The organism is Blautia sp. AF17-9LB (assembly GCF_003479185.1).
GTDB classification, from domain to species: domain Bacteria; phylum Bacillota; class Clostridia; order Lachnospirales; family Lachnospiraceae; genus Fusicatenibacter; species Fusicatenibacter saccharivorans.
Genome location: NZ_QUGU01000010.1, coordinates 42,490 through 58,763, shown reverse-complemented (window position 1 = coordinate 58,763; position 16,274 = coordinate 42,490). Strand labels below are relative to the sequence as shown.

The 16,274-nt window shown below is 48.8% G+C and carries 13 protein-coding genes; 11 read left to right on the top strand and 2 right to left on the bottom strand.

Going from position 1 to position 16,274, the window contains the following annotated elements; genetic code table 11:
• Window positions 1-43 precede the first annotated feature (43 nt).
• The 9 genes from DWX00_RS11615 to DWX00_RS11575 all read left to right on the top strand — a co-directional run bounded on the left by DWX00_RS11615 (window position 44) and on the right by DWX00_RS11575 (window position 9,399).
• Window positions 44-1,354: a CapA family protein gene (locus DWX00_RS11615; protein WP_119188878.1), complete on the top strand. Its 1,311-nt coding sequence runs from the start codon at window positions 44-46 to the stop codon at window positions 1,352-1,354.
• Complete coding sequence (locus DWX00_RS11610; RefSeq protein ID WP_158554999.1) at window positions 1,347-3,044, top strand: M20/M25/M40 family metallo-hydrolase; 1,698 nt, start codon at window positions 1,347-1,349, stop codon at window positions 3,042-3,044. Before DWX00_RS11615 ends, DWX00_RS11610 begins: the two co-directional genes overlap by 8 nt.
• A 72-nt stretch (window positions 3,045-3,116) precedes the next feature.
• Complete coding sequence (locus tag DWX00_RS11605; RefSeq protein WP_118595268.1) at window positions 3,117-4,601, top strand: C69 family dipeptidase; 1,485 nt, start codon at window positions 3,117-3,119, stop codon at window positions 4,599-4,601.
• A gap of 343 nt (window positions 4,602-4,944) precedes the next feature.
• Window positions 4,945-5,094 (top strand): 50S ribosomal protein L33, encoded by a 150-nt coding sequence (gene rpmG / locus DWX00_RS11600; RefSeq protein WP_055219257.1) that lies wholly within the window; start codon window positions 4,945-4,947, stop codon window positions 5,092-5,094.
• Between the two features lie 21 nt (window positions 5,095-5,115).
• Complete coding sequence (secE, locus tag DWX00_RS11595; RefSeq protein WP_022463243.1) at window positions 5,116-5,316, top strand: preprotein translocase subunit SecE; 201 nt, start codon at window positions 5,116-5,118, stop codon at window positions 5,314-5,316.
• A gap of 16 nt (window positions 5,317-5,332) precedes the next feature.
• Complete coding sequence (gene nusG / locus DWX00_RS11590; protein WP_022463244.1) at window positions 5,333-5,854, top strand: transcription termination/antitermination protein NusG; 522 nt, start codon at window positions 5,333-5,335, stop codon at window positions 5,852-5,854.
• Window positions 5,855-5,926: 72 nt separating this feature from the next.
• Window positions 5,927-6,352 carry a 50S ribosomal protein L11 gene (rplK, locus tag DWX00_RS11585; protein ID WP_022463245.1) on the top strand — a complete coding sequence of 142 codons (426 nt, stop codon included), beginning with the start codon at window positions 5,927-5,929 and terminating at the stop codon, window positions 6,350-6,352.
• Between the two features lie 79 nt (window positions 6,353-6,431).
• Window positions 6,432-7,124: a 50S ribosomal protein L1 gene (gene rplA / locus DWX00_RS11580; protein WP_022463246.1), complete on the top strand. Its 693-nt coding sequence runs from the start codon at window positions 6,432-6,434 to the stop codon at window positions 7,122-7,124.
• Window positions 7,125-7,398: 274 nt separating this feature from the next.
• Window positions 7,399-9,399: a glycoside hydrolase family 31 protein gene (locus tag DWX00_RS11575; protein WP_118595305.1), complete on the top strand. Its 2,001-nt coding sequence runs from the start codon at window positions 7,399-7,401 to the stop codon at window positions 9,397-9,399.
• A 303-nt stretch (window positions 9,400-9,702) separates the two neighbouring features.
• Here the strand turns inward: DWX00_RS11575 and DWX00_RS11570 are convergent, their stop codons facing one another.
• Window positions 9,703-10,623: an aldo/keto reductase gene (locus DWX00_RS11570; protein ID WP_117805060.1), complete on the bottom strand. Its 921-nt coding sequence runs from the start codon at window positions 10,621-10,623 to the stop codon at window positions 9,703-9,705.
• A 351-nt stretch (window positions 10,624-10,974) separates the two neighbouring features.
• On the opposite strand from DWX00_RS11570, the gene DWX00_RS11565 reads away from it, so the two are divergent.
• The gene (locus DWX00_RS11565) at window positions 10,975-11,748 is read left to right on the top strand and encodes an SGNH/GDSL hydrolase family protein (RefSeq protein WP_118595267.1); all 774 of its coding nucleotides are present in this window, start codon (window positions 10,975-10,977) and stop codon (window positions 11,746-11,748) included.
• Window positions 11,749-11,954: 206 nt separating this feature from the next.
• Here the strand turns inward: DWX00_RS11565 and DWX00_RS11560 are convergent, their stop codons facing one another.
• On the bottom strand, window positions 11,955-12,614 hold the full coding sequence (locus tag DWX00_RS11560; protein WP_118595266.1) for a TetR/AcrR family transcriptional regulator: 660 nt from the start codon (window positions 12,612-12,614) through the stop codon (window positions 11,955-11,957).
• Window positions 12,615-12,964: 350 nt separating this feature from the next.
• Here DWX00_RS11560 and DWX00_RS11555 point away from each other — a divergent pair, with 350 nt between their 5' ends.
• A complete protein-coding gene (locus DWX00_RS11555) occupies window positions 12,965-16,063 on the top strand; it encodes a hypothetical protein (protein ID WP_118595265.1) in 3,099 nt (1,032 codons plus the stop codon).
• Window positions 16,064-16,274 lie beyond the last annotated feature (211 nt).

Below are 16,274 nucleotides of genomic sequence, written 5' to 3'. Positions count from 1 at the left end.
TCTAAAAGCAGAGAGCAGGAATCGTTCGGGAGGCAAAAAAAGAATGAACAGAACAATAAGAGTATCGGCGGCGGGTGATATTCTGATTATGAAACGGCTTCTGCCGGGATATCAGGATGTTTTGCCGATTCGCGAATTTCTGATGCAGGGAGAGGTTCGGATGGCGAATCTGGAAACAACGATATCGGACGGCAGCTGTTACGCATCGGCGTATTCCGGCGGAACATGGCTGACTGCAGATGCGAAGTGTCTGGAAGATACCCTGCGTTACGGTTTTAATTTTCTTGGGATTTCGAATAATCATACGATGGATTATTCCTACGAAGGACTTGCATCTACGATCAGCGAACTGAAAAAAAAGGATGTGGCATATGCCGGAGCAGGCAAAAATCTTTACGAAGCATCGCGTCCTGCTATTCTGGACACAACAGCGGGACAGATTGCGGTGATTGATATCTGTTCTACCTTTGAAAATGCAGCCAGGGCGGGAAGCCAGACGGAACGGCAGCCTGGCAGGCCGGGCTTAAATCCGCTGCGCTTTTCGGAAAAATATACCATTACGGAGAAACATGCGCAGGATCTTGCAAAGATTGCAGAGGTGACCGGAATCAACGGACTGCGGGATCTGCACCGGCAGGAGGGATTTATCGCTCCGCTTCCCGAGGGTATCATGGAATTTGGCGGGAAAATGTTTGAAATCAGCAAGGACGGAACAGAGGGAAGAAGCTCCAGCCCGAATCCGATCGATGTGAAACGCACCGTCGATGCAATCCGGGAAGCGAAGATGACATGTGAGGCAGTCCTGGTTATGGTACATTCCCATGAAATCCGTAAGGACAATGACGAGGAAGCGGATTATTTTCTGGAGGAATTTGCACACGCCTGTATCGATGCGGGTGCCAGCGCGGTGATCGGGGGCGGAACGCATCAGCTGAAGGGAATCGAACTGTATCATGACTGTCCGATTTTCTATTGCCTCGGAAATTTTATTTTTGAAAATCAGTATGTACGCCTTCTGCCTGCGGACTACATGGAAAAATATGGTCTGAATATTCACACGGCAGCATCCATCGGAATCGCCAGGCGGCAGGAGCAGTCCTCACATTCCCTCTACGAAATTCCGGAGGTCTATCGGAGTGTGCTGCCGTATTTCGAGATCTGTCAGGGGAAATGCACACATTTGGAGCTTCTGCCGGTCGAGCTTGGTATGGACAGGGAAAACGCAGAAAAAAATATTCCGTACGTAGCAGACGAAAAAACAGCAGAAAAAATTGCAGAATATCTCACCCGCGTGAGCAAGAGATATGGAACAGAATGGGAATACAAAGAAGGAAGGATTGTACTTCATGCGTAAAAAATGGGAAATAGAAGAGGAATACCGAAACTTTTGCCGGAACAACAAAGAACTTGCGCTGCAGACGCTGCGGGAGCTGACACTGACCCCGACGGAAACGGGAAAAGAAGATCAGAGAATCGCATATTGCATGGAATGGATGAAACAGCAGGGCATGGAGTCGGTTCATACGGATGAGCTTGGAAATGTAATCTGGGAGTATCGGCCGGAACAGGAAAAGAAGGTTCTGTATACGGCGCATCTGGACACCGTGTTTTCGCTGGAGGAGCCGCTGGAGATCAAAGAAGACGGAATGATCTGGCGTTGTCCCGGCATCACAGACGATACCGTGAATGTTGTGATGCTTCTGATGGCGGCAAAATACGTTCATGAGACAGAGCCGGAGCTTCCATGCGGTCTGATTTTTGCAGCGGATCTTGGAGAAGAAGGGCTTGGCAATCTGTGCGGAGTTCGCGCGCTTGTCGACCATTATGAAAAAAATCTGTGCGGAATGGCAGCCTTTGATCTGTATCGGGATAAAATGTATCCCATCTGCATCGGGTCTGTCCGGTATCGGATTTCGGCAAAAACAAAGGGCGGTCATTCCTTCCTGAATTTCGGAAGAAAAAATGCTATTGCAGAGCTTGCGGGCCTGATCGGAGAGCTTTACCGTTTTCAGACGGATGCAGCATCTCATACAACATACAATGTGGGAAAAATAGAGGGAGGAACCTCTGTTAATACGATTGCGCAGGATGCCTCCATGCTGTTTGAATTCCGTTCGGAGGATTACAGGAGCCTGGAAGCCTGCGAAACATATCTGGAGGAGACCATAGCAGCACGCCAGAGTGAGGAGGTACAGTATTCCTGCAAGCTCGTCGGAAAGCGGCCGTGCGCAAGAGAAACCGATCCTGTCCAGATGGCACGTATGACGCGGTGCGCACAGAAAACGCTGAAGGCAGCCGATGGGGAAGAGGCGGTATGCTCTGAAGCATCCACAGACTGTAATATCCCATTGTCGCGGCATATTCCTGCTATCTGCGTCGGTTTCTGCCGGGGCGGGGGAGCGCATACCAGAGAAGAATGGCTCGATGCCGCCAGCGTAGAAGATGGCATGTGTGCAGCCGTAGCACTCGTATGCCGGCTTCCGTGGATGTGCTGCGAGAGCAGAGTCGTTGTAAGGGACGGGATAGAGGATCGAAAAGAGAAAGAGGAAATCCGGCAGCTGCTGGAGCTGTGCGATCAGGATTTCGTTCCGCCGCTTTCCCACCGCAACAGTACATCCCAGACGAACTGGGCCGAGACAGAAGAAAAGACGGATGGAATTGCAGAATATCTGGAGAATATCTGCAGTCAGCATGTGGTGCTGTGGAAGGAAGAGGGAGTCGTGCGGGCCTTTATGACCTGGAAGGATCACTTTAACTGTGAGAATCTGGAAGCATATCCGGATTCCTGCTATCTGACCACCCTCTGCGTCTGGCCGGATTACCGCGGACAGGGAATTTCGGAGGTAATGTATGCAGAAGCAGAAAAGGATATCGCAGCAAAATTTCCGGGAAGCCGGATTACTCTCCGTACCTGGTCCACGAACGGGGCCCAGGAGCATATCCTGGACAAGCTGGGATATAGTCTTGTCCGGCGGCTGAAGGATGACAGGGGAGAAGGAATTGATACGGTTTATTTTGTGAAAAAGGAAGAAAACGACAGATAACATGGTGCTTGCAAATCGCAGCTGAAGATGTCATAATCGGAAGCATAAGACAGCAAAAGGAGGGCTATAGCTATGCCTTGTACAACCATTTTAGTTGGAAAGAAAGCATCGTATGACGGTTCCACCATGATCGCGCGAAACGACGATTCTGGTGCAGGCCATTATACATCGAAAAAATTTGTAGTGATTCACCCGGAGGAGCAGCCGAGAACCTATAAAACCGAGATTTCTCATCTGACCATTGAGCTTCCGGACAATCCGATGCGGTACACTGCAGTGCCAAACGCAGAAAAAGGCGAGGGTGTCTGGGCGGCAAGCGGCGTGAATGCAGCGCAGGTCGGCATGACTGCGACCGAGACAATCACATCGAATCCGCGTGTGCTGGGTGCTGATCCGCTTGTCGTTTATCAGCCGGCGGAAGACGGAAAAGAAGAGGTTCCGGGCGGAATCGGCGAGGAGGACCTCGTTTATATTGTTCTTCCTTATATTAAAAGCGCCAGAGAAGGTGTCAAAAGACTTGGCAGCCTGCTGGAGCAGTACGGTACATACGAGATGAACGGCATTGCATTTCAGGACCACGATGAGATCTGGTGGCTGGAGACGATCGGCGGCCATCACTGGATGGCAGTGAAAGTGCCGGATGACCATTATGTGGCCATGCCGAACCAGCTTGGCATCGACCATTTTGATCTGGAGGATGCACTCGGCGAACAGAAGGAATATATGTGCTCAGCAGACTTGAAAGAATTTATTGAAACATATCATCTGGATCTTTCTATGGATGGAAATTTTAATCCGCGCGATGCCTTCGGAAGCCACGATGATTCCGATCACGTTTACAATACACCGCGTGCCTGGTTCATGGAGCGCTGTCTGAACCCGCACACGAAAAAATGGGACGGACCGGATGCCGATTACACACCGGTATCCGACGATATTCCGTGGATGATGGTTCCGGAGAAGAAGATCACCGTAGAGGATGTGAAATACGTACTGTCCTCCCACTATCAGGGAACACCGTACGACCCGTATGCCGCATACGGCGATAAATCGTGGAAGGGAGCATATCGCTCCATCGGTGTCAACCGGACCGATTTCCTTTCTGTCATCCAGATGCGCCCGGATCACAAAGGAGACAACGGCATTTTGCAGTGGATTGCATTTGCGTCAAATACATTCAATGTGCTGGTTCCGTTCTACACCGATGTGACGACAACACCGGAGTATCTTTCCAACACAACGGGAGAGGTTTCCACAGATAACTTCTACTGGGCAAGCCGCATGGTGGCAGCAATGGCAGATGCATCCTATAAGTCTTCTATCTTTCACATTGAGCGGTATCAGGAAAAGGTGATGGCAAAAGGCCATGCACTGATCCACCAATACGATGCGCTACTTGCAGGGGAGACAGACGAAACAAAACAGACACAATTGAGAGAAGAAGCAAACAACAAAATCGCTGAAATGCTGAAAAAAGAGACGGGTGCAACACTGCACAAGGTACTCTTTGAACTCAGCAACCAGATGAAAAACGCGTATTCCAGATCGGATGCGTAAGGCTTTTTCAGGGAAAGAATAAGAGAATGGTTCTGCGCGCAGGAAAAATTGCGCGCAGAATCATTTCCTGTCCGGAATCGTCTCGAACAAACAGGGTGTTACAGTTCGCCGGACACCGGTGAACGATACGATCCTGATAAAAAATCTCAGCGTACTTTGGTGAATTTTGTTGACAACAGGCAGTTCCTGTGCTACAATAAACCAGCGACATGGAAGAAGGTCTTTTTTTTATGCCTGAAATTGCTGAAGTACGAGCAGCAAAAACAGGGCAGAAATGAAGAGACCGCCGCTGATCCGCAAGGATCACAAGCGATAACGCAAATACACAGTGGAGGTGGAAGTCGTGCGCGTAAAAATCACATTGGCATGTACTGAATGCAAACAGCGTAATTACAACATGACAAAAGAGAAAAAGAACCATCCTGAGAGAATGGAGACAAAGAAGTACTGCAGATTCTGCAAAAAGCACACAATGCACAAAGAAACCAAATAATCTTTGGTAAGAGGTGATCCAATGGCAGAAACTGAAAAAAAAGCATCCAAAAAGAGCTGGTTCAAGGGCTTGAAAGCAGAGTTCAGAAAAATCATCTGGGTTGACAACAAAACGCTGGGCAAGCAGACCGTTGCAGTCGTAGCGATCTCTGCAGTAACCTGCGGGTTAATCACCCTGGTTGACAGCGCTGTAATCGAGTTCGTCAATTTATTGATCAAATAAGGATAAAGGTGTCAGAATGTCAGAAGTAAACTGGTATGTAGTCCACACCTATTCGGGCTATGAAAACAAAGTAAAAGCCAATATTGAGAAAACAATTGAGAACCGTCATCTTGAGGATCAGATTTTGGAAGTACGTGTTCCTATGGAAGAAGTTGTTGAAGTCAAGAACGGAACCAAGAAACAGGTACTCCGGAAATTGTTTCCGGGCTACGTTCTGATCAACATGATCATGAACGACGATACCTGGTATGTTGTCCGCAATACCAGAGGTGTTACGGGCTTCGTCGGACCGGGATCCAAGCCGGTACCGCTTACGGATGAGGAAATGGTGAACCTTGGAATCACCGGTGGTGAGGAAAAGGTTGAGCTTGACCTTGAAGTTGGCGATGCAGTCGTTGTAACAGGCGGCGCATGGAAGGATACAACCGGACTGATTCAGAGTATCAACGATACAAAACAGATGGTTACCATCAATGTTGAGCTGTTCGGCCGCGAAACGCCGGTAGAAATAAGTTTCGCAGAAGTCAAGAAGATGTAAGAAATGCCCCAGGGGCGTTTCGTGGGAGGGAAATTCCCGCAATTACCACATTTATTTAGGAGGTGCCGTAAAATGGCAAAGAAAGTTACAGGATATATCAAATTACAGATTCCTGCTGGTAAAGCAACACCAGCACCACCGGTTGGACCTGCACTTGGACAGCACGGAGTAAACATCGTACAGTTTACCAAAGAGTTCAACGCAAGAACAGCAGATAAGGGAGACCTGATCATCCCTGTAGTTATCACTGTATATGCAGACAGAAGTTTCAGCTTCATAACCAAAACTCCTCCGGCAGCAGTTCTGCTTAAGAAAGCCTGCAACCTGAAATCTGGTTCCGGCGTTCCGAACAAAACGAAAGTTGCTACTATCTCTAAGGACAAAGTTCGTGAGATCGCAGAGATGAAGATGCCAGACCTGAATGCAGCAACTGTTGAGGCAGCTATGAGCATGATCGCAGGTACCGCAAGAAGTATGGGTATCGTTGTAGAGGACTAATTTAGAAGAAGAGTTTACATCTTCTCGTATTGACGTGGGAGGGAGATTCCCGCAACTACCACCAGGAGGTTATTAGACAATGAAACATGGTAAGAAATATTTAGAGGCTGCAAAAGCAGTTGATCGTAGCATTCAGTACGATCCGGCAGATGCTATTTCCACAGTTAAGAAATTAGCTACTGCTAAATTTGACGAGACAATCGAAGTTCACATCAAAACTGGTTGTGACGGACGTCACGCAGACCAGCAGATCCGTGGAGCAGTTGTTCTGCCGCACGGTACCGGAAAACAGGTTCGTGTACTTGTTTTCGCTAAAGGCGCAAAAGCTGATGAGGCTGTTGCAGCAGGTGCAGAGTTCGTTGGAGCTGAGGAGCTGATCCCGAGAATCCAGAACGATGGCTGGTTTGATTACGACGTTGTTGTTGCTACACCAGATATGATGGGTGTTGTTGGTCGTCTGGGCCGTGTACTTGGACCGAAAGGTTTAATGCCAAACCCGAAGGCTGGTACCGTAACTATGGATGTTACCAAAGCCGTTAAAGAGATCAAAGCAGGTAAGATTGAGTATCGTCTTGACAAAACAAACATTATCCACGTGCCAATCGGAAAAGCTTCTTTTACTGAGGAGCAGTTAAGCGACAACTTCCAGACGCTGATCGGTGCAATCAACAAAGCAAAACCGGCTACTCTGAAGGGACAGTACCTGAAGAGCGTTACTCTGGCTCCTACTATGGGACCTGGAGTTAAGGTTAATACTTTGAAGCTTGCATAATAAATGAAATACTGAGAACCCCCGGGGCTGTAATGGCTCCGGGGGTTCTTTGCGTTGAAAAACGGACGCAGGGGAAAGGCGAATTCCGATTCCTTAAGAAAGAGCTTTATTTCAATGGGAAATAATTGAAAAAGATCAAAATAGTGTTAGAACATGAAAATTAAGATCAAGTATTCTGCCGGAAATGTTAGTATAATGCTAAGTAGAAAGCAAACGAAAAGAGCAGAGCCCATGCATGCGTTTGGAACGGCGGGTTCTGGAAAGGGAGGTTTTTATGCAGTATTTTGAGAAACAGGGAAATGCGCTGATTTTCCGGCAGGATGGGGAGACGGTCCGGGTGGAGCCGTGGCAGAAGGACAGTCTTCGGGTGAGAGGTACGCTTCTTTCGGAGATAGAAGAGGGAAGCATTGCACTGCTTGATCCGGAACCGGTGGAAGCGGAAATTGAGCTGGTGGATGAACGGAAAGCGACGATCAAAAACGGTAAAATCCAGGCGGTTCTCGAGCTTCAGCCGTGGGGACAGAAGCTTCGGATTACGTTCTTGAATCAGAAGGGCGAGGTGCTGCTCTCTGAGATTGCGAACGGCGGAGCGCTCTGCCTGCGCGCACACGATTACCGTGCATTAAAGGGCGGCGCTTATCAGCTAAAAGTATCCTTCGATTCCAACCCGGATGAGAAGATTTACGGTATGGGACAGTATCAGCAGGAGCGAATGAACCTGAAGGGATGCAACCTGGAACTGGCGCACCGCAATTCGCAGGCGAGCATTCCGTTTTATGTATCGAGCCTTGGCTACGGCTTCCTGTGGCACAATGCAGCAGTCGGTGAGGTTCATTTCGGAACAAACACAACGGAATGGCTGGCACGCACCACAAAGCAGCTCGACTACTGGGTAACCGCAGGTGATACCCCGGCGGAAATTGAAGAGCACTTTGCAGATGCCATTGGTAAAGTTCCGATGATGCCGGAGTACGGCCTTGGCTTCTGGCAGTGCAAACTGCGCTACTACAATCAGGAGCAGGTACTGAATGTGGCACGCGAGTACAAAAAACGCGGCATTCCGCTGGATGTCTTTGTCATCGACTATTATCACTGGCCAAGATGCGGTGATTATCGTTTTGATGAAGAATATTTCCCGGATCCGAAAGCAATGATCGACGAGCTGCATGAGATGGGCATCGAGACGATGGTTTCCATCTGGCCGCAGATCGACTGGAGAAGCGAGAATTACGAAGAAATGAAACAGCAGGGACTCCTTGTGAAGAGCAACGCAGGTGTTGATGTACAGATGCTGTTCCATGGAAATAATGTCTTCCTGGATGCAACAAATCCGAGAACAAGAAAGTATGTATGGGAGAAAGTAAAGAAAAATTATGCAGATCTCGGCATCCACACCTTCTGGCTGGATGAGGCAGAGCCGGAGTTTTCAACCTATGAGTACGAGTGCTACCGCTACGCCGCAGGCCCGGTGGAAGAGATCGGAAATATTTATCCAAGAGAGTATTCCCGTATGTTCTACGAGGGCCAGAAAGAGAGCGGCCAGGAGGATATTGTCAACCTCGTCCGCTGCGCATGGCTCGGAAGCCAGAAATACGGAGCCCTTGTGTGGTCCGGCGATATTTTCTCAACCTACGAGGATTTCCGCAAACAGATCTGTGCAGGTCTTCATATGGGACTTTGCGGTATTCCGTGGTGGACGACTGATATCGGTGGATTCCACGGCGGTGTGACCGAAGATCCGGACTTTCAGGAGCTGCTTGTGCGCTGGTTCCAGTTTGGCACCTTCTGCCCGGTTATGCGTATTCACGGAAACCGGGGACCAAGAGAAGAGATCATCAACAAGGCTGGCGAAGTGCGTGAGGGAACCGGAGCTGACAACGAGGTATGGAGCTTCGGAGAGAAAAATTATGAAATCCTGACAAAATTCATCGGTGTCCGCGAAAAAATGCGCGATTACACGAGAAGCCTGATGGCAGAAGCACACGAAAAAGGAACACCGGTCATGAGAACGATGTTCTATGAGTTCCCGGAGGATGCAGCGTGCTGGGATATCTCCGATGCTTACATGTTCGGCTCCGACATCCTTGTAGCACCGATTGTCCGGCCAAAAGCAACGAGCCGTACCGTTTATCTGCCGGCCGGTGCGTCCTGGACGCTGGCAAATACCGGTGATGTTTATGAGGGCGGAAAAGCCTATGAAATTGAGGCGCCGATCGAAACACTGCCTGTTTTCCTTCGCAACGGAAAACAGGGATATCTGGTGGGAGAGATCTGATTTAACCGAATCAAGTAAGTCACCTGCTTCGAGTACGAAAAGTAATAAGCAGTGGTTGGGGACTTGCCTGTATCAGGAGGAATGCAAGCTTCTTCTGATAAACTGCGGAGCAGTTATTTGGTTATGGGCAGGCAGCCAATGCGGATTGCAGATAGCTGCATGAAAAAAGAAAAGGAAAAGGGAAAAGCATTCCAGAAGATCGATAAGATCCAAAGGAATGCTTTTCCGATGTTATAAATCAATCACGGATCCGAAAAGGGGATTTTAGCCTTGTTCCGCATATGGGCAGGCGGACAGAAAAACTTACGGAAGCGGATGGCCTGCCGCCAGATACAGCTCATACCATTCTTCCCGCGTCAGCGTAATAGCACATGCCGCGATAATCTCTTTCAGGCGGTTTTCGCTTGCCGTACCTGTGACAAGCTGCATATTTGCCGGGTGGCGCAGAATCCACGCTGCCGCAATCGTGGTATCACTGACGCTGTATTTTTCGGCCAGTGCACGGATTTTCCGGTTCAGTTCCGGGTACTCGTCGCTTCCAAGAAAACATCCTTTCCATGATGGCATCTGGAACGGAGACCATGCCTGCAGGGTAATATCGTGCAGACGGCAGTAATCGAGCAGACTGCCATCGTGGTCAACCGAACCCGGTGTTTCCATGTTCACTTCCATGCCATTTGCAACAAGGTTGGAAACCGGAATGCTGAACTGTACCTGATTGGCAACGAGTGGCTGGCGGACATATTTCTGCAGCAGTGCAATCTGCATCGGCTTGTGGTTGGAAACACCGAAATGGCGGACCTTTCCGCTCTCAAACAGAACATCAAAGGCGGCAGCTACATCTTCTGGTTCTACGAGCGCATCCGGCCGGTGGAGCAGCAAAAGATCGAGGTAATCCGTCTGCAGACGTTTTAAAATACCATCGACAGATTCCAGGATGTGGTCTTTCGACAGATCATAGCAGCCCTGGCGGATGCCGCATTTGGACTGGAGAAAAATATCCTCCCGTTTCAGGGACGGATCGCCGGAAAATGCCTCACCGAACACAGTCTCGCTCATGCCGCCGCCGTAGATATCCGCGTGATCAAAGAAATATGCGCCCTGCTCCAGCGCGGAGTGGATAAAATGATTCATCTCGTCCTTCGATTTTTCGGAAAGCCGCATGCATCCGACTGCAATGGAAGGAACTTTTCGCAGGTGATTGCCTAAAATTGTTTCTTTCATAGTAGAATTTTCTCCTTTGCAATGCTTCTGTATTCGCAGAGGTTTTCGTAAAGCAGGCGTGGAAGGACTCTGGAAGTACAGAAAGAATAGTAATTACGTTGCTTTTAATATATCATTTAAGTGCACTTGAAAGTCAATGGTTTTTGAGGAAAAGAGAATAAAAAAATCGCCGGAATCGATCAGAATTCGACCAGAACACAGAAAATCCGTATTTTGTTAACAAAATCGGAACAAAATCGACAACAAAGTTTACTTGCATTTTCAGAAAAATGATGTAAGATAGGGGTATTCGAAAAAAAGATCCGACAGGATCTGCGAAGTGGTATTGACTCAGATAATGGAGGTTTTGCGATGGATGCAAAAATAATAGCCGGAATCCTGGCCGCAGGAGGCGCAGCCTTAGCTGTGGGCGGCATATATAGCATGAATAAGAAAACAGGTTATTTTAAAAAGGGAAATTCCGTCCGATACGATGTTTCCCGTATTCCGTTTAAAAAAACAAGTCCGTTAAAAGGAAAAACAGTTGTATTTTTGGGATCCTCCGTGACGAAGGGCTTTGCTGCCCACAACAATTCGTTTGCGGAGTACATAGCGAAGAAAGACAGCTGTACCTGCATCAAAGAAGCGGTCAACGGAACCACGCTGATTGATAATGGTGAGGATTCCTACATCGAGCGTATGCGCGACAGGCTTGATCCAAAGCAACAGGTGGATCTTTTTATCTGCCAGCTGTCCACGAACGATGCAACACGCAACAGCCCGCTCGGTGAAATTTCGGAATCCTGCGATCTGGAGAGCTTCGATGTCGAAACTGTCTGCGGCGCGATTGAGTATATCATTGCATATGCAAAAGAAACGTGGCATTGCCCGGTGATGTTCTATACGAATCCACAGTATGATTCCGAGCCGTACGCGAAGATGGTAGAGGCGCTTCTGAAAATTCAGGAAAAATGGCAGATCGGTGTGATCGATTTCTGGAATGACGAACGAATCAACCGTGTTTCCCCGGAAAAACGAAAACTGTATCTTCAGGATCCGATTCATCCGATGAAGGCCGGCTATGCCGAGTGGCTGGTGCCTGTGATGGAACAGCGGATTGGTGAGTATCTGGAACAGCAGGTATAGGCAAAGAGAAAAATAAAAAATACTTTCGTGGTTTCTTTTGAAAAGATTCCGCGAAAGTATTTTTTTGATTTACAGGAAACTTCGTTGAATTTTCCTGTAAATTAAAAAAGCCCTCCGGGCAGGATCGCACTGCGGCGGACGGGAATTATGTCGCTGAAGCGACCCGCCGCAGGCGGAGAATCCTGCAAAGCAGGATTCTTTCTTGTTTACGAGAGCAGTGAGTCGGGATTCGCGCCTGCATTTTCCGTGGTTTTCCGTTTCTTCCGGATTCGGAACTGCTTGAAAATGCCCCGAATGGCAGCGTAGAGCTCCGGCTTTAGTTCTTCAAGCGGAACCGGCTGCTGGTACAGGATAGCATTGTAGCTTGTACCGCTTACAAGCTCCAGAATCATATAGAACATCAGCTCCGGTGAGCGATACGTATATGCTGCATGAGAGAGCAGAGATTCATAGATGGTGTAGATGGCCGGCGTGTCGGCAAACGGAGCAAAGGTAAGAGAGTTTTTGAAGAATCCCCAGCTCAGATGCTTGGAAATCAGCGTCACGAGGCTGTGGTTGGCGGCAAACTGGTCGAGGATATTGTCGGTGATAAAAAGCACCTGCTCTTCAAAATCATGGATATCCGGGTGGCGCAGCAGATCTGAGTAGGCGGCCTGAAATACCTGACTCGCCTTATGTGCAATCAGATGATTCCGAATATCGTACTTATCTTTGAAATAAAGATAGAAGGTACCTTTTGCAACGCCGGCGTTATTCACGATATCCGAAATGGATGTTTTACTGAAGCCGTTGTTGATAAAAAGTGAGAAAGCAGAGTCCAGAAGGGACTCACGTTTCATTTGTTTGTTGTTGTCAATTTTTCCCACAGAGAGTCTCCTTTCCTGAAAAATATCACATCATGTGTCATTTACTTAACTACAATTATAGTTAGAATACATGGAAACTGTCAAAGGGAAAATGACTAATTTTCTCATTTTTGTGACTATGCACGAAGAAAAAAATGACCGATCGTCAATTTTGTGCAGTATTTAATGTTGACTAAGAGTCATTTTTGCGTTATAACATTAGATGATTGAAAGGCATAGGAAAAACATCCTCGATCTGAGGGAAACAGTATCCCGCAGTATCTTACTCCGAGCGGGTTTTACTTCTCTTATGATCCTGGATTTCATCATAAAAAACCATTATAAAAACCACAGAAAGGAAGTTTATCACAATGAATAGAAACAGAAAACTGAGAAAACAGATGATGTCTGGTCTTGCTGTTGGTATGGCTGCTGTTATGGGAGCTGCTCCGGTTTATGCAGCGACAGGAGAGGACGCAGCGGTTTCCAAAGAAGAAACCGTATATGTAAATGCAAATGCAGACGGATCGGAAGATCAGATCACCGTATCCAACTGGCTGAAGAACGCAGGAACGGAAAAGAACCTGAAAGATGAGAGTGAACTGAAGGACATCAAAAACGTAAAGGGCGACGAGGAGTTCACCCAGAGCGGAAACGAGCTGACCTGGCAGACAGACGGCGAAGATATCTATTATCAGGGAACAACCACAAAAGAACCTCCGGTTTCCGTGAAGTTCACCTATTATCTGGACGGCAAGGAAATCAAACCGGATGACCTGGCCGGAAAGAGCGGAAAACTGAAAATCAAAGTTGACTATACAAACAACACAAAGACAACGGTTGACATCAATGGCAAGAAAGAGACGATGTACACCCCATTCGTCCTGATGACCGGAATGATTCTTCCGCAGGATACTTTCTCCAATGTCAAGATCGACAATGGTAAAGTCATTTCCGATGGAAGCAGAAACATCGTAATCGGATTTGGTATGCCGGGCCTGCAGGAAAGCCTGGGATTAAATTCCGATTCCCTTGAAGATCTGGTATCCGGTGACAGCGATTTCGAACTGCCGGAAAGCCTGGAGATCACTGCAGATGTGGAGAACTTCTCTCTGGATTCTACCTTCACCGTTGCACTTGACGATGTTCTCGACACCATCGATACCGACAACATCACCGGATACGATGATCTGAAGGATGCACTGAGTGATCTTGAGGATGCTGCAATGGAACTGGTTGACGGTTCCAAGGCACTCTCCGATGGTGTGGATACTTTAAAAGACAGCTACAAAGAGCTGGATGACGGTATCGGAACGTTAAAAGACGGCGCTGACGAGCTGAACAGCGGAGCCGGCACACTGGCAAGCGGAGCCGGCACACTGGCAAGCGGAGCATCGACTCTGGCAAACGGAACTTCTACTCTGAACAGCGGAGCTTCTACCTTAAACAGCGGAGCAGCTACCCTGTCCAACGGAGCATCCACCTTAAGCAGCGGAGCTTCTTCCCTGGCAAGCGGCGTAAACTCCTACACCGAGGGCGCTGATACCCTGAATAAAGCAATCCAGACGTATCTTGGAAAGAACGGTGTGCTGACTGGAAGCGTAACCGAGTATGTAAACGGTGTGAATAAAGTCGTTGCAGGCGTAAAACAGTACACCGACGGAACAACACAGCTGTCCGACGGCGTTGCTTCTTATGTAGCAGGCGAGAAACAGCTTGCAGCAGGCGCTGAGCAGCTTCAGCCTCTGGCAGACGGCCTGACCGGGGTAAACAGTGCAATCGCAACACTGAACGCAGCACTCGACGGAAAAGATGAGAATGATATTTTAGCAGGAGCAAAACAACTCTCCGAAGGACTGACCAGTTTGAACGAGCAGCTGCAGAGCACCGATGTACAGAGCCTTCTGACGATGGCAGACGGTATGACCAGCACCGGTTCTACCCTGATCTCCGAGACCGAGGCACTCTCCGAGGTTCTGAACACCACAATCGCAGGATCTGTCAACAGCATGATGACAAACGGCAACGAGCTGATGAGCCAGATGGATACGTTGTCCAAAGGACTTGAGAGCTACTTAAGCGGTCTGGAGGCACAGATCACGAATCAGGCAACGCAGATGGGAACCCAGATGGCAGCACAGGTTCAGGCATGGGCAGACGGAGCAGCAGCACAGCTGAACCAAGAAGCAACAGCAGCAGCACAGAGCGCAGCTGATGCAGCAGCAAGCCAGGCATCCGCCGATGCAGCAAAACAGGCAAATGATCAGCTCTCTGCAGCAGCAGCTACACTGGATGCACAGATTTCCGCAGCTAAGAGCGCTGGAAATACAGAGCTTGCCGATTCCTTAAGTAAAGCAAGAAACCAGATCGGAAGTGTCAGCGTTTCCGCTTCCGCCGGAACCGTTTCGGTTACTCCGGTTACAGCTCCGCAGATTACCCTTCCGGAACTGAACTTCGAAATCGAGCGCCCGGATCTCTCCGGTCTTGCAGCAATGCAGCAGAAGATGAGCGACATCAAGAGCCAGTACAGCGATCTGCAGAAGACGGTTGCAGCTCTGATGCCGCAGCTTGAGACCATGCAGAAACAGATGCAGACCATCACCGATAATAAAGCAGTTGTTGAGCAGAATCTTGGTGCAATGCAGAAACTGACCGCAGGTGTGGCACAGCTTGATGCAGGCGGAAGCGCTCTGTACAAGGGCATCGGTACTCTGTCCGCAGGTGTGAGCCAGCTGTACAGCAGCACAAATGAGAGTTTTGCAAAAGCAACAGCAGGCATCAATGCACTGACCGCAGGATTTACTCAGCTGAGTGCTTACAATGATACGCTGCTTTCCGGCGCAAGCCAGCTGAAAGCAAATGCACCGGCTCTGGTTGAGGGTGTTACGACTCTGCAGGGCGGCACGACACAGCTGACCGCAGGTCTTGGACAGCTGGGAAGCCAGTTAAGCGATGGATCTGCAAAACTTTCTGCAAACAGCGGAAGCTTAAGAAGCGGTGCTTCTCAGGTAGCAGGCGGAGCATCCCAGCTGGCAAGCGGAGCCTCCACACTGGCAAATGGAACTTCTTCCCTGGCAAGCGGAGCTTCTGAACTGAACAGCGGAGCATCTACGCTGGCAAGCGGAGCATCTACGCTGGCGAGCGGAGCTTCTACACTGGCAAATGGAACTTCTTCTCTGGCAAGCGGAGCTTCTGATCTGAAATCGGGAAGCAGCAAGGTTGTTGATGGTATTGACGAGCTGTCCGATGGGGCGAAAGAACTGGCTGACGGTACGAAGAAGTTTGAAGAAGAGGGTACCAGCAAGCTGAAGAGTACCTTTGAGGATGATCTGGGAGATGTACTGGATCGGATTCAGGCGCTGAATTCGGATAAATGTGCTTATACTTCTTACAGTGGTAAGGCAAATGGAATGGATGGAAGCGTGAAATTTATTATCGAGACTGCAGCAATTGAAGCTGCGGAAGAGTAATGTGATTCCACGGTAGATTGTGAGGCCGCCTGCGGTCGGGATATTTTCCCCGACCGCAGGCGGCATTTACGTTAGGTGGGGTGCAAAAAGACAAAAAATAAGAACAGCCCGCGGATATGCGGGCTGCTCTTTCATAATGAGGGGGGAGATAGTTTTGAGTGGTTCATCAACTATCTGAGATATAGTATAGTGAAGAAATGTGAGCAAAGTA

What these genes read in the sequence shown, in the direction of transcription:
- DWX00_RS11570 (WP_117805060.1), bottom strand. Translation starts at nt 10,623, where the DNA reads ATGAAAGAAACAATTTTAGGCAATCACCTGCGAAAAGTTCCTTCCATT.
- secE (WP_022463243.1), top strand. Translation starts at nt 5,116, where the DNA reads ATGGCAGAAACTGAAAAAAAAGCATCCAAAAAGAGCTGGTTCAAGGGC.
- DWX00_RS11575 (WP_118595305.1), top strand. Translation starts at nt 7,399, where the DNA reads ATGCAGTATTTTGAGAAACAGGGAAATGCGCTGATTTTCCGGCAGGAT.
- DWX00_RS11605 (WP_118595268.1), top strand. Translation starts at nt 3,117, where the DNA reads ATGCCTTGTACAACCATTTTAGTTGGAAAGAAAGCATCGTATGACGGT.
- nusG (WP_022463244.1), top strand. Translation starts at nt 5,333, where the DNA reads ATGTCAGAAGTAAACTGGTATGTAGTCCACACCTATTCGGGCTATGAA.
- DWX00_RS11615 (WP_119188878.1), top strand. Translation starts at nt 44, where the DNA reads ATGAACAGAACAATAAGAGTATCGGCGGCGGGTGATATTCTGATTATG.
- DWX00_RS11565 (WP_118595267.1), top strand. Translation starts at nt 10,975, where the DNA reads ATGGATGCAAAAATAATAGCCGGAATCCTGGCCGCAGGAGGCGCAGCC.
- DWX00_RS11610 (WP_158554999.1), top strand. Translation starts at nt 1,347, where the DNA reads ATGCGTAAAAAATGGGAAATAGAAGAGGAATACCGAAACTTTTGCCGG.
- rplK (WP_022463245.1), top strand. Translation starts at nt 5,927, where the DNA reads ATGGCAAAGAAAGTTACAGGATATATCAAATTACAGATTCCTGCTGGT.
- rplA (WP_022463246.1), top strand. Translation starts at nt 6,432, where the DNA reads ATGAAACATGGTAAGAAATATTTAGAGGCTGCAAAAGCAGTTGATCGT.
- DWX00_RS11555 (WP_118595265.1), top strand. Translation starts at nt 12,965, where the DNA reads ATGAATAGAAACAGAAAACTGAGAAAACAGATGATGTCTGGTCTTGCT.